27 protein-coding genes are annotated in these 26,563 nt (G+C 54.8%); 4 read left to right on the top strand and 23 right to left on the bottom strand.

Features of this window, described 5'->3' with window-relative positions; genetic code table 11:
• The first annotated feature begins 97 nt into the window (after positions 1-97).
• Positions 98-1,231 carry a class I SAM-dependent RNA methyltransferase gene (locus tag NSS83_RS31535; RefSeq protein ID WP_341347261.1) on the top strand — a complete coding sequence of 378 codons (1,134 nt, stop codon included), beginning with the start codon at positions 98-100 and terminating at the stop codon, positions 1,229-1,231.
• Between the two features lie 418 nt (positions 1,232-1,649).
• On the opposite strand, the gene NSS83_RS31530 is transcribed toward NSS83_RS31535, so the two are convergent.
• The 14 genes from NSS83_RS31530 to NSS83_RS31465 all read right to left on the bottom strand — a co-directional run bounded on the left by NSS83_RS31530 (position 1,650) and on the right by NSS83_RS31465 (position 17,422).
• Positions 1,650-2,330 carry a hypothetical protein gene (locus NSS83_RS31530; protein WP_341347260.1) on the bottom strand — a complete coding sequence of 227 codons (681 nt, stop codon included), beginning with the start codon at positions 2,328-2,330 and terminating at the stop codon, positions 1,650-1,652.
• A 577-nt stretch (positions 2,331-2,907) separates the two neighbouring features.
• Positions 2,908-3,840: an IS3 family transposase gene (locus NSS83_RS31525; RefSeq protein ID WP_341182892.1), complete on the bottom strand. Its 933-nt coding sequence runs from the start codon at positions 3,838-3,840 to the stop codon at positions 2,908-2,910.
• A gap of 5 nt (positions 3,841-3,845) precedes the next feature.
• Positions 3,846-4,160: a helix-turn-helix domain-containing protein gene (locus NSS83_RS31520; RefSeq protein ID WP_340750738.1), complete on the bottom strand. Its 315-nt coding sequence runs from the start codon at positions 4,158-4,160 to the stop codon at positions 3,846-3,848.
• Positions 4,161-4,494: 334 nt separating this feature from the next.
• Complete coding sequence (locus tag NSS83_RS31515; RefSeq protein WP_036725257.1) at positions 4,495-4,734, bottom strand: DUF1450 domain-containing protein; 240 nt, start codon at positions 4,732-4,734, stop codon at positions 4,495-4,497.
• 42 nt (positions 4,735-4,776) lie between these two features.
• Positions 4,777-5,079, bottom strand: coding sequence for a heme biosynthesis protein HemY (locus tag NSS83_RS31510; protein ID WP_036702251.1), 303 nt, complete (start codon positions 5,077-5,079; stop codon positions 4,777-4,779).
• Between the two features lie 125 nt (positions 5,080-5,204).
• Positions 5,205-5,456, bottom strand: a complete 252-nt coding sequence (locus tag NSS83_RS31505) for a hypothetical protein (protein ID WP_036702253.1) — start codon at positions 5,454-5,456, stop codon at positions 5,205-5,207.
• A gap of 151 nt (positions 5,457-5,607) precedes the next feature.
• Positions 5,608-7,749: a family 16 glycoside hydrolase gene (locus NSS83_RS31500; RefSeq protein ID WP_341347259.1), complete on the bottom strand. Its 2,142-nt coding sequence runs from the start codon at positions 7,747-7,749 to the stop codon at positions 5,608-5,610.
• A 94-nt stretch (positions 7,750-7,843) separates the two neighbouring features.
• On the bottom strand, positions 7,844-9,196 hold the full coding sequence (locus NSS83_RS31495) for an FAD-dependent oxidoreductase (protein WP_341186720.1): 1,353 nt from the start codon (positions 9,194-9,196) through the stop codon (positions 7,844-7,846).
• 154 nt (positions 9,197-9,350) lie between these two features.
• Positions 9,351-10,955, bottom strand: coding sequence for a helix-turn-helix domain-containing protein (locus NSS83_RS31490; protein WP_341186842.1), 1,605 nt, complete (start codon positions 10,953-10,955; stop codon positions 9,351-9,353).
• Positions 10,936-12,684 (bottom strand): histidine kinase, encoded by a 1,749-nt coding sequence (locus tag NSS83_RS31485; RefSeq protein WP_341347258.1) that lies wholly within the window; start codon positions 12,682-12,684, stop codon positions 10,936-10,938. The genes NSS83_RS31490 and NSS83_RS31485 overlap by 20 nt, the downstream gene beginning before the upstream one ends.
• Before the next feature lie 82 nt (positions 12,685-12,766).
• On the bottom strand, positions 12,767-14,146 hold the full coding sequence (locus NSS83_RS31480; RefSeq protein ID WP_076157689.1) for an extracellular solute-binding protein: 1,380 nt from the start codon (positions 14,144-14,146) through the stop codon (positions 12,767-12,769).
• Positions 14,147-14,248: 102 nt separating this feature from the next.
• Positions 14,249-15,085, bottom strand: a complete 837-nt coding sequence (locus NSS83_RS31475) for a carbohydrate ABC transporter permease (RefSeq protein ID WP_341347257.1) — start codon at positions 15,083-15,085, stop codon at positions 14,249-14,251.
• A 25-nt stretch (positions 15,086-15,110) separates the two neighbouring features.
• Entirely contained in the window at positions 15,111-16,049 is a 939-nt protein-coding gene (locus NSS83_RS31470) for a sugar ABC transporter permease (protein ID WP_036702264.1), read from the bottom strand.
• Positions 16,046-17,422 (bottom strand): FAD-dependent oxidoreductase, encoded by a 1,377-nt coding sequence (locus tag NSS83_RS31465; protein WP_341186723.1) that lies wholly within the window; start codon positions 17,420-17,422, stop codon positions 16,046-16,048. The genes NSS83_RS31470 and NSS83_RS31465 overlap by 4 nt, the downstream gene beginning before the upstream one ends.
• A gap of 559 nt (positions 17,423-17,981) precedes the next feature.
• On the opposite strand from NSS83_RS31465, the gene NSS83_RS31460 reads away from it, so the two are divergent.
• Positions 17,982-18,296: a helix-turn-helix domain-containing protein gene (locus tag NSS83_RS31460; protein ID WP_340750738.1), complete on the top strand. Its 315-nt coding sequence runs from the start codon at positions 17,982-17,984 to the stop codon at positions 18,294-18,296.
• Between the two features lie 5 nt (positions 18,297-18,301).
• Positions 18,302-19,234: an IS3 family transposase gene (locus tag NSS83_RS31455; RefSeq protein WP_341182892.1), complete on the top strand. Its 933-nt coding sequence runs from the start codon at positions 18,302-18,304 to the stop codon at positions 19,232-19,234.
• A 202-nt stretch (positions 19,235-19,436) separates the two neighbouring features.
• On the opposite strand, the gene NSS83_RS31450 is transcribed toward NSS83_RS31455, so the two are convergent.
• The 6 genes from NSS83_RS31450 to NSS83_RS31425 form a co-directional block, all read right to left on the bottom strand.
• A complete protein-coding gene (locus NSS83_RS31450; RefSeq protein WP_341186724.1) occupies positions 19,437-20,645 on the bottom strand; it encodes a M14 family zinc carboxypeptidase in 1,209 nt (402 codons plus the stop codon).
• 214 nt (positions 20,646-20,859) lie between these two features.
• A complete protein-coding gene (gene racE / locus NSS83_RS31445; protein ID WP_341186725.1) occupies positions 20,860-21,666 on the bottom strand; it encodes a glutamate racemase in 807 nt (268 codons plus the stop codon).
• A gap of 224 nt (positions 21,667-21,890) precedes the next feature.
• Positions 21,891-22,370, bottom strand: coding sequence for a YtxH domain-containing protein (locus tag NSS83_RS31440; protein ID WP_084649125.1), 480 nt, complete (start codon positions 22,368-22,370; stop codon positions 21,891-21,893).
• A gap of 99 nt (positions 22,371-22,469) precedes the next feature.
• Positions 22,470-23,135: a metalloregulator ArsR/SmtB family transcription factor gene (locus tag NSS83_RS31435; RefSeq protein WP_036702271.1), complete on the bottom strand. Its 666-nt coding sequence runs from the start codon at positions 23,133-23,135 to the stop codon at positions 22,470-22,472.
• A gap of 44 nt (positions 23,136-23,179) precedes the next feature.
• On the bottom strand, positions 23,180-23,620 hold the full coding sequence (locus tag NSS83_RS31430) for a HepT-like ribonuclease domain-containing protein (protein WP_341347256.1): 441 nt from the start codon (positions 23,618-23,620) through the stop codon (positions 23,180-23,182).
• Positions 23,621-23,839: 219 nt separating this feature from the next.
• On the bottom strand, positions 23,840-24,127 hold the full coding sequence (locus NSS83_RS31425) for a Dabb family protein (RefSeq protein WP_341347255.1): 288 nt from the start codon (positions 24,125-24,127) through the stop codon (positions 23,840-23,842).
• A gap of 199 nt (positions 24,128-24,326) precedes the next feature.
• Here NSS83_RS31425 and NSS83_RS31420 point away from each other — a divergent pair, with 199 nt between their 5' ends.
• Positions 24,327-24,911 (top strand): helix-turn-helix transcriptional regulator, encoded by a 585-nt coding sequence (locus NSS83_RS31420; protein ID WP_036702276.1) that lies wholly within the window; start codon positions 24,327-24,329, stop codon positions 24,909-24,911.
• Between the two features lie 116 nt (positions 24,912-25,027).
• Here the strand turns inward: NSS83_RS31420 and NSS83_RS31415 are convergent, their stop codons facing one another.
• The 3 genes from NSS83_RS31415 to rpsN form a co-directional block, all read right to left on the bottom strand.
• On the bottom strand, positions 25,028-25,651 hold the full coding sequence (locus NSS83_RS31415; protein WP_341347254.1) for a class I SAM-dependent methyltransferase: 624 nt from the start codon (positions 25,649-25,651) through the stop codon (positions 25,028-25,030).
• Between the two features lie 49 nt (positions 25,652-25,700).
• Positions 25,701-26,120 carry a DUF6157 family protein gene (locus NSS83_RS31410; protein ID WP_341347253.1) on the bottom strand — a complete coding sequence of 140 codons (420 nt, stop codon included), beginning with the start codon at positions 26,118-26,120 and terminating at the stop codon, positions 25,701-25,703.
• Between the two features lie 152 nt (positions 26,121-26,272).
• Positions 26,273-26,542 (bottom strand): 30S ribosomal protein S14, encoded by a 270-nt coding sequence (gene rpsN / locus NSS83_RS31405; protein WP_076078385.1) that lies wholly within the window; start codon positions 26,540-26,542, stop codon positions 26,273-26,275.
• Positions 26,543-26,563 lie beyond the last annotated feature (21 nt).

The raw sequence follows: 26,563 nt of genomic DNA, 5'->3' as shown, positions 1-26,563 counted from the left end.
GTAAGCTGAACGTTCTGCAGGTTCAGATGACAAACCAGTTACTCTTATTGTACTGGCTATACGTATTTATCCACAAGTTAAACGGAGTTGAGCGCACTTGGGCAAATTACAATTGATCGCCACCGCCCCCATGGGGCTGGAGGCTGTAGTAGCACGCGAATTAAACGAGCTGGGTTATGAGACCACGATCGAGAACGGACGGGTCCTGTTCAGGGGGGATTACATCGACATCTGCCGCTGCAATCTGTGGCTGCGTACCTCGGACCGTGTACTGGTGAAGATGGGCCAGTTCCCGGCCCGGACCTTCGATGAGCTGTTCGAAGGAGTGAAAGCGATAAATTGGGAGGACTGGATTCCCGAGAACGGCGAATTCCCGGTAGAGGGCCGCTCGCATAAATCTCAGCTGACCAGTGTACCTGCCTGCCAAGGGATCGTCAAGAAGGCCATTGTCGAGAAGCTGAAGCTGTCGTACCGCACGGAATGGTTCCCGGAGAACGGGCCCCGGTATGTGGTAGAAGTGATTCTGCTGAATGATATCGCGCTGATCACCCTGGATACTACCGGCCCGGCCCTGCACAAGCGCGGCTACCGCCGCCAGGCTACGGAAGCGCCGCTGAAGGAGACCATGGCTGCGGCTCTGATCCAGCTCAGCCGCTGGAACGGCCATCGTCCGCTCTATGATCCTTGCTGCGGATCAGGCACGATTCTGATCGAGGCGGCGATGATCGCCTGGAATATCGCGCCGGGCCTGCGCCGCTCCTTCCCGTCCGAGCACTGGCCGGAGATTCCTCAGCGCCTGTGGGAAGAAGCCCGCGAAGAAGCCTTCGATGCGGTGCGTGACGATTACCCGCTGCAGCTGACCGGAACAGATATCGATCCGGCAGCGATTGAGATCGCCGAAGCGGCGGCGAAGAGCGCCGGACTCTCCGGTGAGATCACGTTCAAGCATATGGCGGCTGCGAAGGCCCGTCCGGAAGGGGAATACGGCTGCATCATCACCAACCCGCCTTACGGCGAGCGGATCAGTAATGACAAGGAAGTGGAGAAGCTGACCCGCCAGTTCGGCGAGATGATGCTCTATCTGCCGACCTGGTCCTTCTTCGCCATCAGCCCGTACAAGGAGTTCGAGCAATACTACGGCCGCAAGGCGGACAAGCGCCGCAAGCTCTACAACGGCCGGATCGAATGCCAATACTATCAATACCTGGGGCCGCTGCCTCCACGGAAATAGGACGCCGGCGGGAGTTAAGCAGTTTTGCAGTTAAGTAACCATCCCTGAAAAGCCTTAAGTCACATGATGCACGCTGTGCTATGAACTTAAGGCTTTTTGTTCTCATTAAGCCGCTGATGCTGAATCAATTTCGCACACAGTTGCTCCGGCTCACGTTAGCAGCTGCACGTTTGTATGTTGTTTCCCACATATATTTGCCCCGCCCCCCCCCAATTGCACATTGTATGTTGTTTTCGGCATACATTCGCCCGCTCACCCCCGCAATTGCACATTGTATGTTGTTTTCCGCATACATTCGCCCCGCTCATCCCCGCAGTTGCCCATTGTATGTTGTTTTCCACATACATTCGCCCACTCACCCTCCCCAGATGCACATTGTATGTTGTTTTCCACATACATTTGCGGGTGAAATCAGACCTTAGACCAGATCTGGACTTTGCAGCGAACCTACATACTCATAGTAAATAATCCGTTGCGATACTCCTCGAGCTACAGGACGAAATTTACCTTTATCCACCAACATGCGGCTGTACTTAATGACTGTCGCAGTTTGCAGTTCAAGCTCTCTCGCAGCATTCCCCGGACGAAGAACACGATTGTAACGGATAGCTAATTGCATTAAATCCCGTTCAATTCTGGAATATGCTTTCTCTTTACTCCGATTTGTAGTTTCTGCCGACAAATAAGGAAACAAAAGGTTCCGCAGTGAGGAAAGGATAAAAGATGGATTATCTTTCATCTCGTCTAAAGAGATGTAGAGCACCACGCAATCTTGTGATTGCAGGAAGAGGCCCCGATTCAGGTCCATCCGGTATTTGCTCCGGTCCGTGCCATGCGACCCAAAATCCATAATCTCAAACGCAATCCGCGAAGATCTAACCTTCCATAGTAAATCGACAAAATAGGATCTGCCGCGCCAATCCTTTACTTCGTATTCTGGATGCAGTCCGTGAAAATGTCCGGCAAGCGGCCACCATACACTTTCGACGAATAAGCGGTTCCCGTAGCCATGTCCCCGCTTAAGCGCATCTAGACGCTCCCCCTTTCTTCGTTTGAGATGATAGCTTAACCATTGATCATGCTCTCCAGCAAAGCCCATTTTAGTCCCTCCACTTAGCATTGAAATTAATCTCAGAACGCACAATGCCCCGCCTCCTTCTGAATGGAAAGGAGCGGGGCATTCTTTGCCGCGTTAATTTGTACCTAAAATTAGTGTCCCACTTTTGGGCAACGAATGCAAGATAAAGGTAGTAATATAGAGTTACAATTTCCTCAGGTATAAGTATCTGCAAGAGCTTGTTGGTATTTGGAAAACCCAAATATTCACTTCCATCCCTCGCGGCTATAAAGAATGTATGTTGTTTTCCACCTACATTCGCCCCGCTCACCCTCGCAGCTACACATTGTATGTTGTTTTCCACATACATTCGCCCCGCTCACCCGGCAGTTGCACATTGTATATTGTTTTCCACATACATTTGCCCCGCTCACCCCCGCAGTTGCACATTGTATATTGTTTTCCACATACATTTGCCCCGCATACCCCCGCAGCTACACATTGTATATTGTTTTCCACATACATTTGCCCCGCATACCCCCGCAGCTGCACAATGCGGTGCGACCCCCTTATCCCGGAGTCCTCCGTATCAAATCAGTACTTATCGTAGATATGCTCTTTATTTCGCTTTTTCTCTCGGCCAGAAGAAGCGGGAGCGGTCTTCTTGGGTCAGGACCCACTCCGCAAACGTAGCTGGCGGCATGTTCCGAAGGCTCGTATGCATTCTGCGGTTGTTGTAAAAGTCCATGTACCGGTCCACCGCTTCATAGGCCTCTTCGAACGTGTCGAATGCCTCTTTGCGGAACAAATCCCGGTCAATATTACTGTGGAACGATTCAATAAAAGCGTTTAAATCCGGCGTTCGAGGCGGAATGCGTTCATGGGTCATTTCCCAGCTTTCACACATGTCGCCAAACAGGTGGCTGACGAACTGTGGGCCGTTGTCGGTGCGGATCACCGGGCGTACGCTGCCAGGGGCGCAGTGTTGCTCCATGGCGCGTCCCAGCGTCTGGCAGGCGTGCTTGGCCTCACACGACGATCCGCGGTGGTAGCCGACGATGACACGGGTAAACACATCGATAATGCTCAGGACAAAGAAATGCCGGTCCCGGCCCGCCACGTACCCGTACTTAATGTCCATCTGCCAGAGCTGGCCTGCTCCGGTAATGACCCGGTTCTCCGGCAGCTTCCGGGGATGCTTAAAACGCTTGTGACGCTGCGGCTGCAGGATATCCAGCGCCTGACACAGCCGGTAACTTTTCTTGTGATTGAGCTTTAAACGGTGCTGGTTCCACAAGCACTTGGCCAGCAGTTTGTATCCGTACACGTGCTCTTCTCCAGCGATTAATTCCAGCAGCCATTCCTGGATTTCCTCGTCGCTAATTTTCGCTCCAGACTCGGTCAGAGAGTAGCCGGGTACGGGTCTTCCGCGCCCCTGGAGTACGGCCTGTGCATCCTGTGACTTGCGTTTCTTACGGTCGTAGTACGTGGACTCTGCGAGCCCGATGAGACGTAGTACCAACGCTGCGGAATATCCCTGCTTAATGAACATCTCGGCTACCTCGATTTTTTCGGATAAGCAGGGGTTGGCTTTTTTAGCAGTTCACGCAGAATCTCAATCTCTAACTCCTTTTCACCGAGCATCTTGACCGCCTTCTCATATTTCTGCTCGACCTCTACCAGGCGCTTCAGTTCCTCTACCTGCTCCTGGGGGTACGGATGATCTTGTTCTCCATGGGCTTCCCGGTAATCCCTCACCCACTGATTCACCGTGGACGGAGTCACCCCATACTTTCGGGCAACCACCGCCGCCTTAATGCCAGATAACACCTCTTGCGCTGCCTTCTCTCTTGTTCCTGTTAAGTGTCCCATACCGTTCATCCTCCTCCTATCTCTAGTCTACATTTTTGTGGGGGAGGACTCCAACTTCATTAGGGGGCTGTGGAGATTGTATGTTGTTTTCCACATACATTTCCTCCGCTCACCCCCGCAGTTGCACATTGCATGTTGTTTTCGGCATACATTTTGCTCGTGCACCCTGCGTCTCAGCATTGTAATCGGTTTCCGACTACATTCGCCTTGCTCACCTCACCCCACCCCACGCCCCGCCGATTGTGTTCAGTTTTCGCATACCCCCGCGCACACCAAAACAACCCCCGCAAATCACGCGGGGGCTGCACGATGCTGCAGGCGCAGCAGATCTGAATTACTTCTTTTCCACCGGCCGTTTGACGAAGGCTTCCGCTTTGGCCAGCACCTCGTCTTCCGTCGGGCCGCTGATGTAGCGGCCGTTAATGTAGACGAACGGGCGTTTTCCGCACGGTCCGCAGTAGGAGATGCAGCCTGTCTTGATCTCGGCATCCGGTGCCATCTTCAGCAGCTTGGGCACGATGCTTTTCATTTTGATATGATTGCACTCGTCACATAATCTTATATCGTTAGCCATGAAGCAACCCTTCTTTATGTCCGTAAAATACGGGCGGATCAATTAGTGATCGCCATGATTTCCTTTAGACGGATTAGTAATCACAAAGCCTTCTTCCGGCAGGTAGAGATAATCAATCTTCACACCGTCCAGCAGCGGCTGGTTCGGATCAAGAATCACATCGATATCCTTGTCAGTGGAAACTACTACATCGTTCTCCTTAGGCGTGTCCAGATCCAGTCCGTAGTGGGCATGGTCGCCATGGGCATGTGTAATCGCTACACGAAGTTTAAGCTCGCTGTTGCCTTCAAGTTCCATGGTCTTCTTTATCACTTTAGCCGCGTTGCGGGTAATTTTGACGTTCATTCGATTCCATCTCCCAGGCCTCTATATTTTAAATACTCAATAATTCATTTTAAGGAATATGGGAGGATAAAGCAACCATTAGGAGATGGACATCCACAGTTAAAGGTGCAATCGTCGCTAAAATGTCATCTTCCGCTGTGCAGCGCCGCGTATTTACGGTCCATCCGCGAGACGAACCAGCCCATCAGCAGCATCGTTACGCCAATATCGTCAATTGGTACAAACGGCATGAAATCGGGCAGTACCCAGTACAGCAATGCCGGAATAGTGAACAGCAGCTTGTCAGCCATAGCCACATTAGGCGAAACGATATAATGCCAGGAGCTGCGGAATATATGAGACCATTGTTTGAGCGACAACAGTTTTCTGAATTTCATGAGTTATGCCTCCTTTAGAAAAGGGCACCGCCGCTAATCACCTGTAAAAGGATTGCGGCTGTGCCCTTTGCTGTTATCTTACGCGAATGCGCAGGATTCGTTTCACTTTTAAGTAAAATTTAATCGAATCCTCCCGAACCATACCCTATGTTTACTCCGTCACCTTAATATCGTCGATCCGTGCGGTGCTGGAATGCATCCGTAGACCGATCTTCCCTCCGGCCGGCTGTGCCGCCGTATCCGTCCACTGAAGCAGCTGGACACCTCCAGCGTAGGCGGTAACCGTGCTGCCGCTGACCGTTACCTTCAGCTCCGTCCACTGGCCGGGCGTAACGGAAGTAGTCGTGCTGCTGACCATGGTGAGCGTGCCGGCAGTTTTTTTAAACAGCTCCGCCTTGTCGCCTGAATCATTCAGCCGGAACATATAGTAATTGGAAGCGTCCGCATAACGGAACAGCAAGCCCACGTTGCCAAAAGCATTCAGCAGCTTGACTCTGGCCGAATAGGTGTAATTTCTCCAGGAAGCATCGCCTGTGTAGGCAAGTGCTTCACCTGTCCCGGAGTTCTGTGACAACGCCATTGTTCCGTCTTGGGTCACGCTCCATGCTCCCCCGGAGGTAGTCCAGCCGGCGTAATCATTATCCTCGAAATCCTCCTGGAACAGCACCGCAGGCGGTGTAACCGTACCCTGGAATTCGAACACCCCGACATCCGGCGCACCGTTATAGAGCGGATTCCCGAAGTAGTCGAGACCCCCATTGTCCGGCACAGCTATACCTGCATGGATCAGCGGAGAGGACGGGAGCAGCTTATACCCGTCTGCCGAATCGCGTCCGGTTGCGGTGCCGGGGCTGACGAGCCCGGGGTTGCCGGTGATTTTGTAGGGATCGCTTGGGACATTGGCATTCGCGCCGTAGAAGCTGTTATGGCTATACGTCATTCTTGGGCTGTTCGTATATTGTCCGCTGGCAGCATTATAGAAAATATTATTCGTGTAATTGACCATTCCCGTATTGCTTGCATGAGTCAGCGCCCGGTTCTGCGTACCGGAACGGTAGATGATATTGTTGTAGATTTGCAGGTTGCCCCCGCCGCTCACCAGATGGAACGCCCCGTTGCCGTCCAGATCATCCTGACTGATGTTATAGCGGAAAATATTATTGTTCGTGTTATTCATAACGAGCAGCGTGCCGCCCTGATTATTATAGCTGTAATTGTACTGGTAGATGCTGTCATGCACTTCAACGTCGAAGTCCCAGGGCTGACCGTCCCCCTCCAGCATCCGGGTATCTGAGGCCTCATTGTACTGGAAGACCGCACCGGTTGTATAATAGGCCCACTGCGCCGCCACGACAGCGATATTGTCCAGATAGTTCACCACAGCCGTGTCAATATCACAGGCTTCGCCGATGGACTTCGTTTTGTTGTATTCGATCAGCGGCGACACCCCGGCTCTCACCAAGATGCCGTCCCGGTGGATTCGCTCCACGGTATTCCCCCGGATGACCACACCCCGGAAGGCGTCGAACTTATGGGTCCAGGCACTATTCAGAAAAGCATCCGTCATCGTCTGTATCCCCGTATCCGCCACATTCGTAATAGTGTTATTCTCGATCAGGATGCCATCCCAGGTACTCTCTGGTGCGGAACCCGCCCCGCGCGCATGAAAGTTAATGCCCCCTGTACGGCGGTCCGTGCCGAAAATATCATGAATATCGAGATTGCGGATGGTGATATGCCGGAAATCCCCGGCTCCTGAGCCTTCACCGACCACCAGCACTCCACTTCTGCGCATATCTGTGGCATGCTGCCCGCTCGTGATCTCCAGATTATTAATCTCCCAATAGGAGACATTGCGCAGCCGGACACCGAAGCCCTCCCCGCCCACCGCTGTGTTGCCGAAGTTGATCAACGGCTTGTCCCCGCTACCATAGCGGTCCACGGTTATCGGATTCCCCTCCGTCCCGGAGCCATGCAGGTCCAGATACTGATCATTCCATACGCTGCCTGCCTTTAAAAGAATCCGGTCCCCCGGACTGAAGGTCACGCTGTTCACCTTGCCCAGCGACTTCCAGGCTGCCGTTTCTCCAGTGCCCGGGTTGGTGTCGCTGCCCTGGGCAGCATCGACGTAATAGGTGGTTCCAGCCGCGTCAGCCACCGGAGCTGACATGCCTGCAAGCAAACTGAACAGCAGCAAGCCAATTAGCCCCGGCATACTGAAACGGTATAGCCACCTGCGCGGCTTGCCTTGTGCCGGATTCATAGCTCCACTGCGATACCCTCTTGTTGTCATTCGGATCACGCTCCCGCAGAATATAAATTGTACTTGAAAATTCCCTTCCGTCACTTTTCCCACTCTTTGTATGTTCAAGTTCAATTTATTATAGCTATAAAGCAGCTAGCGCCTCGCCAAGCCAGGCTCCCTCCTGCACCAGCTCCTTCTGCAGCTTAGCAAGATCCACGCTCCGGCTCTGCCCCTCCGCTCCGGCTGCCATCGCCGCCGCCATACCCGCTGCCTGCCCCATGGCGAAGCAGTTGGGCATCACCCGCAGGGAGCCTTGCACGACACGGTCCGAGGAGGCGGCGCGCCCCGCCACCCACACATTGTCCAGGCCCACCGGCAGCATACAGCGGTAAGGGACACCGTGCGACTTCCCGGGCGGAAGATGGTGGATATGCATCGCCCCGCTGCTGCGGGCCATATGGATATCGATGAAGTAGCTGTTACGGGCAATATCATCCGGGAAGGAAGCCATATTCATGAAGTCCTCCTGGGTCAGCACGTAATCGCCGACAATCCGGCGCGTCTCGCGGATACCGATCTGTTCGCCGGTGGATACCAGATGGGCCTGTTCGAATCCGGGCACGTAAGCCTTGAAGAATTCCAGCTGGCGGTGAACCAGCTGGCGTCCCTCTATGGCGCCCCGGGTCAGATCCTCTGCGCGGGAGCCGTCAATGCCGAACACGTGGCCGAAATTCACACCGACCAGATAATCGGCAATCCAAGCGAGGCCCGAGACGGAGTCCCGGCCCTGCGGCAGCTTCCCGTCCGCCTGCGCCTGCTGGACCGCTTGGTGAATCTGATCGGTGTCACCGCTTTCATTCCGGTATTCTTCAAAACGCTGCCGGTCCACATTCGCCAGCAGGTAGCACATGGTCGCGGCCTGAAGCTCGCCGGATTCTCCGCCCTTATGGAACGGTGCACCCGCCAGGGCGGCCAGATCGGCGTCGCCAGTCGTATCAATAACCGTTCGGGCGCGGACCAGACTCCGGCCTGACTTGTTGACGATCACCACGCCCTCAATGCTTCGGCCGGTCTCATCCATCACCGTCTGGCTTGCCACGGTATGGAGCAATACTTCCGCCCCGCTCTCCAGAGCCGCCTCATCGTAGACACGCTTCAACACCTCCGGGTCGATCGGCACCCAGTCCAGCTCCGCCCCGAAGCGCTCGCGGAACTCCGGCTCACATCCGGCCTTCATCCGGTCAAGCAGCTCCAGGCCGATGCCGCGTACCACGGCCTTCTCCCCGTCGCTGTAAGGGCAGAAGGCGGGGACAAGGGCAACCGTGCCCATGCCGCCCAGGAAGCCGCGCTGCTCAATCAGCAGCGTCCGTGCCCCGCTGCGGGCAGCTGCTATTGCCGCTGCGACGCCCGCAGGCCCGCCGCCCGCAACCAGCACATCCACCTCACGGGATACCGTGATCTCCTCCGCAGGCAAGGTAAATACAGTTCTATTCATCGTTGTTCCTCCTTGAAGCTATACTTAGACTCCTCACCATTATAGTGAGACGGAGGCTGCAACAGCGTGCAGACTGATTGCCTGTTACGGTGGACAGTTTTGACTTATAGGGCTTCGTGCCGTTCTATTAGATCATGTATGAAGTTTCGTTCGATTACGGCTCTCTGCCGTCCTCCTCCACCGGCCCGGCCTTATACTCGCTGGGATTCCGGCCGCTGTATTTCTTGAACACCTTGGAGAAATAAGCCCGGTCCGAGAAGCCGAGGGTGTAGGCGACATTCTCGACGGTCTCGTGCGGGCGGGCCAGCATGGTGATGGCCATATTCATTTTGTACTGGTTCACGTAATCGGTGAAGTTCACGCCGGACAGCTTCTTGAAATAGCGGGAGAAGTAGCTGGCATTCAGATGCAGATGCTCTGCCATATCGGTAGAGGTGACCATCCGGTCCACATGCTCCTCCAGATACTTATCCACCGCCTGAAGCCGGACATCCTTCTCCTCAGCAGCTGCGGGGGCCAGAGTATGCTGCCGCCACAGACTCCGCAGCTCCCGCTTGGTCAAGCTGGCAGCCTCCCCGATATGCACCGTCTGCTCCAGCTGCGTGAAGAAGTCCTCCTCGGCCAGCCCTCCGGCTTCGAAGGCCAGCTGGCGCACCAGATCCCCGCAGGTCTCCTTCACCAGCCGCGGCAGCAGCCGCTCCGCCATAGCCTGCTGTGTCCACTGATTCACGGCCAGATCAATCCAGGCGGCCTGTTGATCAAGAAGTGCCAAGGACAGCATGCCGCGTTCCTTTTCCCCGCGCCGTTCTAATGTCTGCCCGAAATCCGCATGCTCCTCAAGCAGAGATACAGGCGTCACTGACTGATAGAAGTTATTTTCACGGCAATCCGTCAGTGTCTTGTATAACACATCGAAGCTGCGGACCGGTGCGCAGGACTCCGAATAGAACCCCAGCAGGGTAATCTTCAGATACTGCTCCACCTTATCCTGTACCGCCTGCATGAATTCAGCCAGCTTGTTCTCTGTAAGGCGGGGGTCCGCCACATTCCAGACCAGATAAATATCGGCGTTCCGGCTCATAATCGGTGTAATGGAAGCCTCAGCAGCAGCAGACAGCTCCAGTGCAATATTGTTCACGGCTGAATGGATCAGCGGGATATCCTTGTACCGGTAACGCTCGGTGACAGATGCGGCATCCATATGAAGGAATCCATGACGCAGAAAGGGGTGCTTCCAGGAGATACCCAACCGTTCGCCGAACTCCAGCGTGTTCTCCTGGCCCGCTGCACCCGACAACAGTTGTTTCAGGAAGCTCTGCTTCAGCACTTCCTTGTTGCGCTCAATCGTCTGACGGAAAGAGTAGCGCTCCAGCAGTTCCTCCCGGCTCTTGAAGCGGCTCATCGCTTTGGCGAGACTGCTCTTAAGCTGCTCAGGCGACAGCTCATCCTTGATCAGATAATCATCGGCCTCCAATTGGATTGCCCGCTTCGAGTAATGGAAATCCTCATAGCAGGTCAGGAAAATCAGGCGCACCTCCGGCTTCGTGATCCTGAAGGCATCCGCCAGCTCCAGCCCGTCCATCCCCGGCAGGCCGATATCCACAATCACTATATCCGGCAGTGCTGTATGGAACTGCTCCAGCGCGTCTTCACTGCTAAACGCCGAAGCCACCAGCTTCAGATCCAGCCCCAAGGACCCGAGCAGATATTCCACATATTCCAGCATCGGGACATCATCGTCAATCAGCATCAGGGTCATCAAGGGGAACCGCCTCCTTCTCCCGGGTCACGGGGATATATAGGGTGAACGTCATGCCATCTTCGTCTTCTCTTGCCTGTGCGCTCAGCCGTGCGCGATATCCGTACAACACCTGTAGACGGCGTGCTGTGTTGACCAGCCCGACTCCTTTTTCCGGCCAGAGCGCAAGGTCTTCACTTCCTTGCAGACGCCGGTTCAGGCGCTGGAGCTTGTCCTCCGGCATTCCGCGGCCGTTATCGCTGATGCTGATCCGCAGCAGATCTGACTCGAACGCTGCTTCGAGCCGGATCGCCGGATGGTCCGGACGGGCGGAGAAGCCGTGGCTGATCGCATTCTCAACAATGGGCTGGAGCAGCAGCCGGGGCAGCATCACCGCACCTTCCTCCTCGCCCACCTCGCATTCCCAAGCGATATCCAGACGGTTGCGGATCTGCATCACCTGGACATAGCTGCCCAGCACCCTGCATTCCTCCGCCAGCTCCAACGGCTTATCCACATGCACATACACCCGCAGCAGCTTCATCAGCGCATCGATCATGGCCCCGTGCCCAGGATCACCGCTTAAGAGCAGATCCACCTTGATCGAATTGAGCGTATTCAGCAGAAAATGAGGCCGGATCTGCGCCGCCAGCGCCTGAAGCTCCAGCCGCCTTTTCTCCTCCTGCTCACTCTCGACCTGCTGCAGCAGCCCGTTCATATCCTCCAGCATCTGATTGAAGGCTGCCGACAGCACCGCCACCTCATCCTTGCCCTTGACGGGTATCCGCACCGCGCGGTTGCCGCCGACATACTGCTTGACGCTGGCCCGCAGCAGGCTGATCGGCTTGTTCATATATCCGGCCCACAGCATTGACAGGACCAGAAACGCCAGGAAGAACAGTCCAATCAGCGAGATTGACACCAGAAACTCCCGGTTGATATGGCTGTCGATGGAGCTGCGGGGCGTCTTGCTGGTCAGCAGCCAGCCGACCTTGGGAATACGGACCTCACTGACCAGCAGCGGGCCTTCATCCGCATTAGCCGCTTCTCCGGTGACAGCAATGCTCCGCCCCTTCTGATCAATCAGCGTGAGCCTGCTCACCGCATTGCCCGTGTCCAGCAGGCTGCGGAAGTAATGGCTCGGAATGCCCACGTACAGCGTGGCCAGCTTGTCCTGATTCAGCGGGTCGGTAATGAAGCGTACAGCATAATAATAATCCGGTGCAGCGGGGGTGCCGCCGTAGGGGAACCATTGCAGCGACACTTTTTCCCGCTCATCCAGCCTGCTGCTCTCCTGAAGAAGAGTCTCCGGCAGCACAGAGAACACTGGAATATTCTGATTGCCGATCAGTATCCGGTTCTCCCGGTTGACCAGCATGATCTGCAGATCGGCATCCAGCGACTGCACTGACAGGATATTGGCCGTGGTCTTAAGCTTGTTGTAATGGGTATACACTCCGTAATTTCCGAAGTTCCCGGTATTTTTGAGATAACGCAGACTCTCCAGCACGGCCGGATCATATGCCTCAGAGAAATACACCGAGACAAACGAGATGCTGTCCACCGTTTTTTCCATTTGACTGCCGATGACCTTCAGGGTCTCCTCATTGGAACGCGTGATCTTCTCGCTCACATTCTCCCGCACAGAGGTATAGGACCAGAACGTAACGACAACAAAAGGCAGCAGGATCAGGATCAGGAACGTGTATTGCAGTCTGCGATGGAAGGAAAAACGGCTTAACCATTTCATAAGAATTCCACCCCGCACTGTAATGAAAGCTTCAACGTCCCTATTATAATCCAAAATCACTGCTGCCCTTGCACTTCATCCGTTATTTCTGATTGGCAGAAACTACCTTCTCGACTTCCGCTGTCATCTCATTCTTGACCTCATCGAAGCTGCGGTTATCCAGAATGAAGCTGGCGAAGCCGTTCTCCACAATCGCTTTCAGTTCGCTGCCGTACGGCACGCTGAAGGAGTCAGGCATTTTAATATTCGGATCGAACAGCGTCTTGGTGAGGGAGGCGGTATCGATCAGGTCTGTATTTTCCCCGAAAAAGCTGTTGATCAGCTCCGCTCCGTCCACTCCCTTGAACGAAGGAATCTCCTTGGTGAACTTGTAGGATTCCTTCGACATCCAGCGGATGAAGTCGTACGAGGCTTCCTTGTTCGCTGATTTCGCGCCCATGGCCAGGCCTCCGCCGGAAATATTCGTCATGCCCAGCTCCTTACTGTCCACCGAACGCGGCAGCGGGGCGTACATGCTCTGGAACTCATGCGGGAATTTCTCCAGGTTCAGCGCCGCCCGGACAGCATAGCTTGGCACCGCAAGCATACTGGCATTACCGGCAAAAAATTGCTGCAGCACATGATAGTTCGAGGCCAGTACATCGGCATACGGCTCCGCGCTCTTATCTTCCTTCTCCATCGTGCGGCGGAGGTTGAAGAAGTATTCGAAGGACGGATCGTCAAAAATCGGCTTCAAGTCGGCGCTAAGCTGCGGATGCGGCTTCTCGGTGTATGCGATAATGTTCGGATATTCGCCCCAGGTGTGGAAGTACGTTCCGTAATGCTCCGGAGTGGTCAGCTTCTTGGCATAGTCGCGGAAATCATCCCAGGTCCAGCCCATCTCAGGCAGGGTCAGCCCTGCGGCTTCCAGGTGATCCTTGTTGAAGACCGTCAGCCACTGCGTGGAGCTGGGCAGAATGCCGTAGACCTTATCCTCCAGCTTCAGCAGCTTGGAATATTCATCCTCGGGTTTAATACTCTCCTGTTCAAAAAAGGAGTTAAGCGGTTCCACAACTCCCCGCGAAGCACGCTCCAGCAGCTCATCCTCGTTCCCGGTCATGAACACATCGACCACTTCACCGCCTGCGACCAGAATATCCAGCTTCTTCATGAAATCCGTGCTGTCGCTGTTCTGGACCAGGGATTCATATTCCACTTCCACTTTATCCTGAGCTTCGTTATATGCCTGAACGGCCTGGTAGATGGGCTCCTCCGGCTTATCGGCTTTGAAGGTGTAGAATTTGATCTTGGCTTTGCCAGCCGTCCCGTCTGTGCCGCTGCTTCCAGTACCCGGTTCAGCTGACGCAGACCCCGGCGCATCGGTGGCCGCTGAGCTGCCCGCCCCGTTCCCGCCATTTCCGCCGCACGCAGTGACCGAGAGCATAAGCATCACACTGGCGAGCATGATTGATAGTTTCTTCACAGCAATTCCCCCTAGTTTTATGTTTTGCAAGCTCATTATACAATTGAAGCCCCGCGCACACCGTGTACAGCTATGCGGTGTGCGCGTACACTTTTTTGACCTTTATCCTTTGACCCCGCCGATGGCAATTCCGTTAATGACCTGCTTCTGGAGGATCAGGAACAGGACCAGCAGCGGCAGAATTGCAGCCACGGAGGCCATCATCATGACGGAGATCTGCGTGCCGAATTCCTCTTTGAAAAATTGCATCCCCAGCGGAATCGTATACAGCTTGGTCGAATTCAGCATGATCAGCGGCCCCTGGTAATCATTCCAGGTCCAGATGAACTTAATGATCCCTACGGTCGCCAGAATCGGGCGGCTCAGCGGCAGCACGACACTCCAGAAGATGCGCAAGAACCCGGCGCCGTCCAGCTCGGCCGCTTCCAGCATATCATTATGAATGCCGATCATGAACTGGCGCAGCAGGAAGGTGAAGTAGCTGGAGAACATCCCCATCAGAATCAGCGCGGCATGAGAGTCGTAGAGGCCGAGTTCCTTAATCATAATATAGCGCGGAACAAGCGTGGCCTGCTCGGGAATCATCATGAATGCCAGCATCAGAGTGAAGATCAGCGCCCGGCCTTTGAAATTCAGCTTGGCGAGCGCATACCCGGCCATGGCCGAGATGACGATGGTCGCCAGGGTGGAGATCAGGGCGATTTTGAGCGAATTCATATAGAATAATCCAAATGCCACATCACCCATCCAGACTGCCTTGAAGTTGGCGATTAGATTCCAGTCCGTAGGAATCCACTGAATCGGGAAGGTCCAGACCTCCTTCTCCGTCTTCGAGGCGGCCGACAGCATCCACACCAGCGGCATCAGGAAGAATACCGAGCACAGAGCGAACAGGACCGTGAAGATCAGATTGCCGGGCTTAAGTTTTTTCATTGTCATTGCCTTTCGTTCCTTTCGCCTTGGGCTAGTAATGGACTTTACGGTTCTGGGTCATCCAGGTAATGGAGGTCACCAGCATAATGATCAGGAACAGCACCCAGGACATCGCCGAGGCGTAGCCCATTTTGAAGCGCTCGAAGCCTTCCTCATAGATCTGGTACACGATAACAGTACTGGAATAGTTGGGACCGCCGCTGGTCAGGAACTTGATCATATCGAAGATTTTGAAGGAAGAGATCGTGCTCGTGATCGCCAGGAAAAAGGTAGTCGGCCCCAGCAGCGGCAGCGTAATCCGCCGGAACTGTCCGATCCCGCTGGCCCCGTCAATTGTCGCCGCCTCATACAGTTCCTCGGGAATATTCGTCATTCCCGCCAGGAAAATAATCATCTGATAGCCCAGCAGCTGCCAGACATAGATAATCATAATAGCAATCAGCGAGAAGCTGGTATCGACCAGCCAGCGCGGCGGTTCGGAGACCCCAAGCTGCATCAGAATCTGATTGACCGGCCCTTTGGACGGATGGTAGAGTGCCTGCCAAACTGCGGCGATGGCTACCGTGGAACAGATATACGGTACAAAAAAAGCGACCTTGAAAAACGTCTTGGCATACAGCTTCTTATGAATCAGCGCTGAGAGCACTACACCCAACAGCATCGTGACCGGCACGGTGCCCACGGTAAACAGTACGTTATTCTTCAGGGCCAGCAGGAAGCGGTTGTCTCTGAACAGCTCGATAAAGTTATCGAGGCCCACAAAGTTGATTGCCGACAACCCGCCGACCAGATTCCACTCCGTCAGACTGAGGAACAGGCTGAACAGCAGCGGGAACACCGCGATGACCAGCATCCCGATGACCTCCGGCGCAATGAACAGCCATCCGGCGAGCTGCTCCCGTCTCTTGCGCGTCCAATACGTGCCGGCTGCGGGCTTGGCCGTTTTTCGCGTAACCGCAGATTCACTCATCGTATTCTCTCCCCTGCAGTTTCTGCTTCCATATCCGGCAGATAGCCGCCCTCTTCCCTCAGACGGCTGCGCAGCCGGGAGACATCCACGGCATGCACATCGCCGCCGCCATGAGCGGCAGCCAGGGCTGCAGCGAGTCCGGCAGCTTCGCCCATCGCCAGACAGACTGGCATCACCCGGACGCTGCCGAGCACCCTGCGGTCGCAGGAGATCGAGCGGCCGGCGACCAGCACATTGCGCAGCCCGCGCGGCGTAAGGCAACGGTACGGTATGCCGTGTGATTCTCCGGGCCCGTAGAGCGTAATGGCTTGGCTCGACCCGACGCCGCTCTGCTGCTCCTTCTGTGTGCCGTGCACATCGATGAAGTAGCTGTTACGGCAGATCTCATCTTCAAAGCTCCGGCGGGAGATGTAATCCTCCGCCGTCAGAACGTAATCGCCAGTAATCCGCCGGGATTCCCGTGTTCCGATCAGTGTACCCGTGCTCATGACAACCGCATTGCTGAAGGCTGCGGGGTGCACAGCGGCCAGCATATCCCGGTAGGCAGCTGCCAGCTTACGCCCCTCTACCAGTGCCCCGGATACGGAGAAGGGATTCGTATTATCGACTCCCCAGAGATGCCCGGCATTGAAGCCTACGGCACGCGGAGCAACCAGGTTGTTGCACAAATGGGTGTCCGGAATTGCCGGATATTCCCCCGACCGGACAGCCTCATGGATCGGGCTGTGCGGGTTCTCCGCATGCAGCTTCGGCCCATTCTGATAAGCGTAATCATCCACGTTGCCAAGGATGAAGCAGTGGGTCGCCGGCTGAAGCTCGCCGGTCGCTTCGTCCCCCATCTGGTACTCGGCTCCGGCCCATGCGGCGACATCACCGTCCCCCGTGCAATCGACATAGACAGCCGCACGGAAGGCCTGCAGACCTCCTTTGTTCAGGAGGAGGAGGGTGGTGATGTTGCCGTTGTCGTCTCTGTCCACATCCGCAAGGGTGGTCAGGAACAGGATATGCGCACCGGACTCCGTTACGAGATCGTCATAGACCCGCTTGAGCTTCTCCGGCTCGATCGGCACCCAGTCCATCGCTTCCTCCGGCACGTGCGGCATTTGTGCTTTCAGATTATTGAACACCTTGGCCGCCAGACCCCGGTAGACCATCTTCTCTTTATCTGAGAAGGGGCACCAGGCCGGTACCAGGCCTGAGGTTCCCATTCCGCCCAGGCTGCCGGTCGCTTCAACCAGCAGGGTCCGCGCCCCTTCTCTTGCCGCCGCCGCTGCGGCGGTACAGCCCGCCGGACCGCCTCCGACAACAATGACGTCGTAGGCGGTATTCAGCGGGATGGGTTTACTTTTAAGTGTATATGTTCCGTTCTCCATAAGGCCCTCACTTTCCCGGCAGACATCCCTCTTGTGCTGAAGCCGTCTGCCACTCTTCTATGTACTAATTTTAGCAAGAGACTTTTGTGAGTACGGTATAGCTTTCATACGGGTTGATGTGTATTATTTTGACTCTTTGGGGGTGATGTGGGCGGGCTGATGGGGCTGGGTTGGATGATCAGCCGATCCTGAGGGATTTGTACATTACATTTGCTCAACTAGCCCACTTTTAGGGAAATCAGAGGGATTTATACACTTCATTTGCTCGCCTGGCTCACTTTTGAGGAATTCAAAGGGATTTATACACTTCATTTGCTCGCCTAGCTCACTTTTGAGGAATTCAAAGGGATTTATACACTTCATTTGCTCGCCTAGCTCACTTTTGAGGAATTCAAAGGGATTTATACACTTCATTTGCTTACCTAGCTCACTTTTGAGGAATTCAAAGGGATTTATACACTTCATTTGCTTACCTAGCCCACTTCTCCACAGCCCCCTAATGAAGTTGGAGTCCTCCCCCACAAAAATGTAGACTAGAGATAGGAGGAGGATGAACGGTATGGGACACTTAACAGGAACAAGAGAGAAGGCAGCGCAAGAGGTGTTATCTGGCATTAAGGCGGCGGTGGTTGCCCGAAAGTATGGGGTGACTCCGTCCACGGTGAATCAGTGGGTGAGGGATTACCGGGAAGCCCATGGAGAACAAGATCATCCGTACCCCCAGGAGCAGGTAGAGGAACTGAAGCGCCTGGTAGAGGTCGAGCAGAAATATGAGAAGGCGGTCAAGATGCTCGGTGAAAAGGAGTTAGAGATTGAGATTCTGCGTGAACTGCTAAAAAAGCCAACCCCTGCTTATCCGAAAAAATCGAGGTAGCCGAGATGTTCATTAAGCAGGGATATTCCGCAGCGTTGGTACTACGTCTCATCGGGCTCGCAGAGTCCACGTACTACGACCGTAAGAAACGCAAGTCACAGGATGCACAGGCCGTACTCCAGGGGCGCGGAAGACCCGTACCCGGCTACTCTCTGACCGAGTCTGGAGCGAAAATTAGCGACGAGGAAATCCAGGAATGGCTGCTGGAATTAATCGCTGGAGAAGAGCACGTGTACGGATACAAACTGCTGGCCAAGTGCTTGTGGAACCAGCACCGTTTAAAGCTCAATCACAAGAAAAGTTACCGGCTGTGTCAGGCGCTGGATATCCTGCAGCCGCAGCGTCACAAGCGTTTTAAGCATCCCCGGAAGCTGCCGGAGAACCGGGTCATTACCGGAGCAGGCCAGCTCTGGCAGATGGACATTAAGTACGGGTACGTGGCGGGCCGGGACCGGCATTTCTTTGTCCTGAGCATTATCGATGTGTTTACCCGTGTCATCGTCGGCTACCACCGCGGATCGTCGTGTGAGGCCAAGCACGCCTGCCAGACGCTGGGACGCGCCATGGAGCAACACTGCGCCCCTGGCAGCGTACGCCCGGTGATCCGCACCGACAACGGCCCACAGTTCGTCAGCCACCTGTTTGGCGACATGTGTGAAAGCTGGGAAATGACCCATGAACGCATTCCGCCTCGAACGCCGGATTTAAACGCTTTTATTGAATCGTTCCACAGTAATATTGACCGGGATTTGTTCCGCAAAGAGGCATTCGACACGTTCGAAGAGGCCTATGAAGCGGTGGACCGGTACATGGACTTTTACAACAACCGCAGAATGCATACGAGCCTTCGGAACATGCCGCCAGCTACGTTTGCGGAGTGGGTCCTGACCCAAGAAGACCGCTCCCGCTTCTTCTGGCCGAGAGAAAAAGCGAAATAAAGAGCATATCTACGATAAGTACTGATTTGATACGGAGGACTCCGGGATAAGGGGGTCGCACCGACTTTTGCTGAAATCAGGAGCATTTGTGCTCTTTATTCCCACGCAAAAAAAGGATACAGCCGCAAAGCATCAGTTGGTCAGGATTGCGGCCGTGCCCTTTGCTGTTATCTTACGCAAATTTGCAGAGATTGTTTCATTTTTATTTCAAATTTGACAGAATCGCACTGAGAATTAGGCCTGTGTCCAGCGCCATATCCTCAAAATCAGCCAGGGGCAGCGGATTCTTCCCCACTCCCAGCTCGACGGTGAAGCCCGGCTTGCGGAAGCGCTCGATGAACCAGTCCTTGTATCCGGCGTCGCTGCCGGTCAATTCCACCGCCCGGTAGCCGCTGGCCGCTGCCAGCTTAACTGACCAATCCTTACTCTCCGGCGGCTCATAGCCCCGGTAGTTCCAGTAGATCTCAGCCCCCTGGCTGTGCAGCGAGACGGCCGCATCGCCCGGAACACGCTCAGCCAGCGCCGCCAGCGCCGCCGCCTCCGGCTCACTAAGCGGTGCAAGGCCACTGTAATCGCGCGGAGCCGGGCCGGGCACCTGCCGCCGGGCACGTTCCTCCTCCCAGTGTGCGGGGAATTGGTCCCCCAGATCGACGCCGCGGATGTTCGCCTTCCAGTGCCGGAAGCTGCGCCTGCCGCAGTTCCACCTCATCAGCTGCGCATAATGAGGATGGTCCGGCATCGCCCCTTCCTGCACCAGTTCGACGCCGTCGGGATTTGCCATCGGCACGGCCCAGAGCGTCCAGTCCCGGTGCCAGTCCGCAGGCTGACGTCCGTGCCAGTCCTTGCCTGATTCATATGCGGCAGCATATTCTTCTATGAAGCGCATCAGACATGGGGCCGTCAGCCATTCGTTGGCATGCAGCGCGGCATTCACATGCAGGTGGCGCGGGCCGCTGCCGATCCGCAGCAGGCGGAGCGGCTTGCCGAGTACACTGTGGCCTATAACTTCGCTGCTGACACAAGAATAGCGGACCGCAAGCCTTGCAGCATCCGCTTCTATCTCAGCCGGTCCGTATTCTCCGCGCAGATAGACCTCCGTCCCCCGTGTGAGCGCCGGAATCACCAGCACCTTACCCGGCAGACAGATACGTCCCGAGCTTACCCCGGGATTCAGCATCTCCAGCTCATCTGCGCCCACCCCGAACAAGGACGCGATGCTCTGCGCATCGTCCCCCGTCTGCACCGCATACCGCTTGCGCGGTGCAGACGGCAGAAACAGCACCTGGCCCGGATATAAGTAGGGCTGGCTTCCAGCCCATGGATTTCCTTGAATGACATGCTCCGGTGTCAATCCGTGTCTTGCGGCGATACGGCTTACGGTGTCTCCCCTGCGGGCAATGTATTGCTGCATAGGTCTCATCCTCCCGGCCCTCTTGTGCCGGCGTCCTTTACATCCTCAGTGAAGATATACGAGACCCGGCCCTCACGCCTAGTATATGAGCAACAGCAGCGGGTCATGTGGAAATGTAACAGCAAAAGACCGGGAAGCCCTCCCGGTCTCATCTTCCGGACATTCCCTGCAAGGGGTTTGTCCCTATTCAGTTCGCCGCTGTAATGCTCTCATCCTACAGAGTGGATACTTGCCATACAACGGGCGTCCGGCTGATCTGCTCGCCCAGCCAGTCCCGGGCGATCCGCTGGAAGATCTCCGCATCTCCGCTGCAGAAGAACTGGTGAATCGGACTCTCATCCCCGCGTGCCAGCTGGCCTTTATCGTAAAGGATAGTGCTGATTTCCCGCGCCGTCTCATCCGCCGAGCTGATCAGCTTGACGCCGGGTCCCATCACCTTGCCGATCGGCTCGACCAGGAAAGGATAATGAGTGCAGCCTAGAATCAGTGTGTCAATCGGCTCGTATTTGATGCCGTTCAGTGATTCAGCCACCGCCAGATGGCTCTCCTCCGAGCGGAATAACCCCTGCTCCACGAAGGGCACAAGCGCCGGGCAAGCCTGGCTGACCACCTGAACAAAGGGAGACAGCTGCTTCAGTGCCGCCGTATAGGCACCGCTTGTAATCGTACCGATAGTCCCGATCACGCCGACCTGTCCGCTCTTGGAGGCGCTGATGGCAGCGCGGGCACCGGGGTGAATGACTCCGATCACAGGAATGGCTACCTTGGCGGAGATATAATCAAGAGCTGCTGCTGTTGCTGTGTTGCAAGCAATGACGATCATTTTAGGATTAAATTGAATTAAGTAGTCCACGATTTGTTCAGTGAACAATTTCACTTCCTCAGTGGAACGGGGTCCGTACGGGGCTCTTGCCGTATCGCCGAAATAGATGATTTTCTCCCGGGGGAGCTGTCGCATCACTTCCTTGACAACGGTCAATCCTCCGACGCCTGAGTCTAATATTGCTATTGCCTGCTGCACGAACACACCGCATCCTTTAACTCGTTTTGTGTAGCTTATGTAAGGCTGGAATAATGTGTACCAGGATTTCAGCCCCAATTGCAGATAATACTCCATTTACGGGTTCAGTTCAAGTAGGGAGCTAGAGGAGCCATAATACAGACCCACCCGAAGCCTGCCGTAACACGCAAAAGCCGCCTCCCGCCTGTTCAGCGGAAAACGGCTCCATATCTTTTACATCAAGCTTAGGATAGCTTCCCTGCGGTCTTGCCATCCTCGATAGCTTCAGCTACAGCCGTATCTGTACCAGTCACAGCTTCGATCTCAGCGTCAGCCACGGCAGCTTGCTCCGCAGCTTCATAAGCAGCGATCTCATCTTTTACAGCTTCCACTGCATCTGTGACCTCTACAGCCTGCTCAGCAATACCGCTTACTGTGGCTACATCGGCTTCTTCCACCGCACATTTAGCGGACTTGCTCCATTCCTTCACCTCATGCGCCACCGAGACTACCGCTTCTTTAGCCTTACCATAGATTTCTGTAGTCTTCTCGCTGGCCTGGCCGGCAATCACCTGAACCTTATCCACCGCTTCCGTTGTGCCTTCGGCAATATCCTTACGCAGCTCCTTACCCGGCTTAGGGGCGAACAGCAGCGCTGTCACCGATCCTACAATACTGCCGGCAAGTACGCCCCAGAGCAAGCTTTTGCTATCTTTTTTCATCATCAATCTCTCCTTTGGATTCTATTGTGCCTCTGCCCGGCCACCCGGGCGATCGCCTATTTCTGCTATATCATAAGCATAGAGAGGATGTCCTGTGACTGCTCAGCCCTTGATTTCGGAAGTTTTCTGCTTGGGATTCGGCGTGATAGCATACCGGCAGCATTGGCCGCCCTCCGCCATACACTCACTGCGGGTCACCTTCGCCTCCAGCAGCTCCTCGAACAAATGCTGCTCGCACTGGCAGGCCTTGCGGTACTGGGCAGCTACCTGACGGATGGGACAATTATACTCCCGCAGTGTGTACGAGCCGTCCTCTTCCTTGCTCCACTCCGCCATATAGCCCCCGGCATTCTGAATCGTTGACAGCTCCGCAACCCGTTCCTCCAGCTCACGGCTCTGCATCATAGGGCTGTACTGGGCAAGCATCCGCCGCTTACGGCCTTCAAACAGCATATTGACCGCATCCACTCCGCTCCCGTGGTCCAGCTCCCGCAGCAGCTCCAGCGCCAGATTGTGATAGCTTTTGGGAAAATGATCCTCCGCCCGCTCGGTAAGCGAATATACATGCATCGGACGTCCCATGGCCTGGCGCACGACCTTGGTTCTTACAAGCGACTCCTGCTCCAGCTGAAGTACATGGCGGCGGACACCCATCTCGGTAATTCCCAATTCCTCAGCAAGAGCGCTGATCGTCAGCGGACCTCTCATCTTCAGCAGCGTCATAATCATCCGCCGGGTTGAACCGCTCTCCTGACTCTTCTTCGCCATAAAGGACCTCCTTTCTGTCTATATGCACACGGCTCCGGCTTCAGCTAGCCCGTGACCCCGCTGCCCAGCTCCTGATCCAGATACCTGCGCACCTCACAGGCGAACTTCTCCAGAATATCCGGCAGCGTCAGGGTCATAGGGTGCAGCTTCTTACGTTCCCACACGAAATAATCCTGAACCAGCGGCTTGCGCAAGGCTACAAGTGAAGTCAGATCCTCGTAGATCCCGCTGTCTCCCAGCACCTTTTCCTCATGAATAATGGATATAATATCCTCGTAGCTTCCGGCATCACGCATAATGAACCCGTCAATCAGACAGCTGCCCACATCCGTCACGACTTCAACGGCCAGATGCAAGCACCGTTCCTGCACCAGACCCAGCAGCGTACTGCCGTCCCAGGAAGAAGCTGCATGTGTTAGACCTAGCTTAAGATCAGGAATCTGTTCAAGAATAACTTCTATTTGCTTCCGGTTGACATAATACACAGCTGACCCTCCACCCTGCGGTATTTATTGACCTTACCTAACATGAACTGCCGTTATTTCCCCCGCCTGCCCCGGCGCTTCAGCCAGAACACCATCACGACACATGCCGCCATAAAAACAATCAGATACGTCAAAGCTTCCATCGGATACTCAAGCTCGCGCATTCCGCTCACCGCTTTCCGTGATTAATGAGTTCCAGCCTTGCAAGTACGTGCAGTCTCAGATCTCGTAATCGACCGCTACCGACAGCTCCTTGACCTCGTTGATATGGGCAATGACTTCCTTGTGGGCCGGATGCACCTGATACGCCTGCAAATCCTCCATCGAGGCAACAACCGTGACCAGGGCGATATCGAACGAACGCTCCGAGTGAATCAGATCGGCCCCGACTTCAATGGACAGCAGCTGCGGAATTCTTCCTTCCATATTACGGAGGACTGCAACCGTCTCTGCGACCTTGCCTCGGGACCGGTCCTTTAATTTGAAGAAAACAATATGCTTGATCATCTATCCCGCTCCCAGCCTGATTAATGTGAAATGGATTACTCAAAATATATCATAAACCGCAGCATTACTGAAACAATCTTGGTTCATGACCAAAACAGGAGCTTTGCACTCTGGACGAATGCCGTGATGAAATGGTAAAGTCATAACAGTTAAACTAGATGATCCGTCACTTCATTAAATCAGTACACCCGGAGGTATTATGGCTAAAAATCAGCAAGAAACACATAAAATTCAGGCCTGGTCTCTGATCAACCGCAAATATCTTGGACAAGGCGTACGGGTCAAAAGATTTCGCCGCCCCAAACGCAGCCAGATCCGCAACCGCGTTCTGCTGGCCATCCTGATGGCCAAGGACATGAAGCTCTCCCGGCTCGCAGAAGAGCTCTCCGTCTCCTCACGCAGCGTAAGCGCATGGGTCTATGAAGGACGCATTCCCTCCAGAACCAATCTGGACAAGGTCTGCCGCCATTTAGGCTATCCGCCCCATATCCTGTTCAATGAAGCTCTTCTGCGGCAAAGTCCGATTGTGTGCCAGCCGACCCCATCCCGTTTCATGAAAAGAACGCTCGCCCATTCACCGCAGCACAACGCGATTCTGACCGGACTCTGCATGGTTTATGATTTCTCTGTAACCGATGTCAGCATCTGGATCGGCGTCCATCCCGGCACCTTCCGCAAGTGGCTGCACCATTGTCATCTGCCTACCCTGGCGCTTCAGGAGAAAGCCGAGAACTTCTTCCGCATTCCCCGGCATATCCTGTTCGCAGACTGCGAGCTGCATTAACTTCATTAATTAGGAAGCCGCAGGAAGAAGAGGGATCACACACAGCATCAGGTTCACAGTAAGGTCCTTCTCGCCGCAGGGAGGGGCCATGTTGGCGTTTCTGTCTCAGAAGGCAGCTACCTTTTAAGCGCAAGGATCGTTCTTAGTATGTATTGATGAATCCCGCCCTGCGGGCTCTGTAGTGATTCGGTAAACGAACCTGTCTCCACAATCTCTGTCCCGGCAAAATGCTCCCGCAAATCGGCATCGCTGAAGAAGTGGGCATACTTATCCTCTTTGTCTTCAAAAGTGCCCGGCTCCAGCTCTCTCCCGCAGCCGTTATGGGGGTCTTCATCAGAGAAGCTGGTGAAGTAGAGCAGTCCTCCGGTCCTGACCTGACTGAGACTGGTCTCAATCAGCCTGCGGCGGTCCCCGGCGAGGAATAAATGCAGAACATCATAGCAGTATACGGCATCCACAGGCTGCCCCAGCTGCGGCTCCAGTGCCGAGCCTGCAATAAAGCTAGTTCCCAGGTCCCAGGCTGCCCCCAGCGCAAGCGCTGGTTCACTTAATTCTATGCCGTATACTGTAAAATCAGCAGAGAACACCTTGGTATTCCGCCCATAGCCGGCACCTGGAACAAGCACAGTGGATACTCCTGCCTCCTTGAATTTCCGCTTCGCCCATTCTGCCGACGGGCTTGGCTCACTCCCCCAGATCATCCCCTCCTGCGCAAATCTTTTACTCCAGTACTCTGTCATGCTGCTCCTTCTTTCTGTGTTCAGAATATGATCCTGCGTGGTCTAAAGATTAACGCCGCTTATTCCGCATGGCATTCAGCAGCTTCACTCCAGCTTCATCCCCGGTAGTGTAATAATCATACTCTGGAGACTCTTTGGCATAGAGTGCAATCTTCCCCTCAGCATCGTAGTGGACACCCCAGCCGTATTTCTTGGGCAGCATGGAGGCCCGCAGGCACGGATGATTCTTCGAGAACAGCGCTGCCCAGATCTCCTCCCGGCGCGATTCATGCTCTTCTTCGGGAATGGCCTTGTGCCGCACATACACCTGGTACAGCAGTTCTTCATGGTTATAACGGTAAGGTGAGCCGGCCAGCAGATGATACTGGATAACATGAGCAGGCGGGAGCGGACGATCAGAGACAGGGATGGTTCCGGTCTCCACCGGGCAATCTTCTGCAATCCGGATAAAAGTATCGGTATAGCTCACAGGTAAGCCTCCTTCTGTAGGACAATACTATCCTCCTATCATAGTCCACTCTGCCCGATCCGGCAAAGTCTATGGACACAGCAAAACGGCTGGCTCCTGTAGCACAGAGAGATCAGCCGTCTTGCCGTTATAGCATCTATGAAGTTGACAGCCTACCAGCTGGACTTGGTAACGCCCGGAATTTGCCCCTTATGCGCCAGCTCACGGAAGACGATCCGGGATATCTTGAATGTACTCAGATAGCCCCGCGGTCTGCCGGACACGCTGCATCTGTTCTTTTGGCGGGTGGCTGAGGAATCCCGGGGCAGCTTCTGCAGTGCCATCACATCGCCTGCCGCCTTCAGCTCTCTGCGCTTGTCAGCGTACTTCGCCACCAGCTCCTGCCGCTTCTGTTCCTTCACAACCTTGGATTTCTTGGCCACTATAGATCAGCTCCTTCGTTC

This window comes from Paenibacillus sp. FSL H3-0469, from assembly GCF_038051945.1.
Lineage (GTDB): Bacteria > Bacillota > Bacilli > Paenibacillales > Paenibacillaceae > Paenibacillus_AQ.
The sequence above is the reverse complement of the archived record's forward strand: the minus strand, read 5'-3'. Positions and strand labels throughout refer to the sequence as shown.

Coding starts and splice junctions, on each gene's coding strand:
- NSS83_RS31530 (WP_341347260.1), bottom strand. CDS start 2,330: ATGGGCTTTGCTGGAGAGCATGATCAATGGTTAAGCTATCATCTCAAA.
- NSS83_RS31525 (WP_341182892.1), bottom strand. CDS start 3,840: ATGTTCATTAAGCAGGGATATTCCGCAGCGTTGGTACTACGTCTCATC.
- NSS83_RS31520 (WP_340750738.1), bottom strand. CDS start 4,160: ATGGGACACTTAACAGGAACAAGAGAGAAGGCAGCGCAAGAGGTGTTA.
- NSS83_RS31515 (WP_036725257.1), bottom strand. CDS start 4,734: ATGGCTAACGATATAAGATTATGTGACGAGTGCAATCATATCAAAATG.
- NSS83_RS31510 (WP_036702251.1), bottom strand. CDS start 5,079: ATGAACGTCAAAATTACCCGCAACGCGGCTAAAGTGATAAAGAAGACC.
- NSS83_RS31505 (WP_036702253.1), bottom strand. CDS start 5,456: ATGAAATTCAGAAAACTGTTGTCGCTCAAACAATGGTCTCATATATTC.
- NSS83_RS31500 (WP_341347259.1), bottom strand. CDS start 7,749: ATGACAACAAGAGGGTATCGCAGTGGAGCTATGAATCCGGCACAAGGC.
- NSS83_RS31495 (WP_341186720.1), bottom strand. CDS start 9,196: ATGAATAGAACTGTATTTACCTTGCCTGCGGAGGAGATCACGGTATCC.
- NSS83_RS31490 (WP_341186842.1), bottom strand. CDS start 10,955: ATGACCCTGATGCTGATTGACGATGATGTCCCGATGCTGGAATATGTG.
- NSS83_RS31485 (WP_341347258.1), bottom strand. CDS start 12,684: ATGAAATGGTTAAGCCGTTTTTCCTTCCATCGCAGACTGCAATACACG.
- NSS83_RS31475 (WP_341347257.1), bottom strand. CDS start 15,085: ATGACAATGAAAAAACTTAAGCCCGGCAATCTGATCTTCACGGTCCTG.
- NSS83_RS31470 (WP_036702264.1), bottom strand. CDS start 16,049: ATGAGTGAATCTGCGGTTACGCGAAAAACGGCCAAGCCCGCAGCCGGC.
- NSS83_RS31465 (WP_341186723.1), bottom strand. CDS start 17,422: ATGGAGAACGGAACATATACACTTAAAAGTAAACCCATCCCGCTGAAT.
- NSS83_RS31460 (WP_340750738.1), top strand. CDS start 17,982: ATGGGACACTTAACAGGAACAAGAGAGAAGGCAGCGCAAGAGGTGTTA.
- NSS83_RS31455 (WP_341182892.1), top strand. CDS start 18,302: ATGTTCATTAAGCAGGGATATTCCGCAGCGTTGGTACTACGTCTCATC.
- NSS83_RS31450 (WP_341186724.1), bottom strand. CDS start 20,645: ATGCAGCAATACATTGCCCGCAGGGGAGACACCGTAAGCCGTATCGCC.
- NSS83_RS31440 (WP_084649125.1), bottom strand. CDS start 22,370: ATGATGAAAAAAGATAGCAAAAGCTTGCTCTGGGGCGTACTTGCCGGC.
- NSS83_RS31435 (WP_036702271.1), bottom strand. CDS start 23,135: ATGGCGAAGAAGAGTCAGGAGAGCGGTTCAACCCGGCGGATGATTATG.
- NSS83_RS31425 (WP_341347255.1), bottom strand. CDS start 24,127: ATGATCAAGCATATTGTTTTCTTCAAATTAAAGGACCGGTCCCGAGGC.
- NSS83_RS31420 (WP_036702276.1), top strand. CDS start 24,327: ATGGCTAAAAATCAGCAAGAAACACATAAAATTCAGGCCTGGTCTCTG.
- NSS83_RS31415 (WP_341347254.1), bottom strand. CDS start 25,651: ATGACAGAGTACTGGAGTAAAAGATTTGCGCAGGAGGGGATGATCTGG.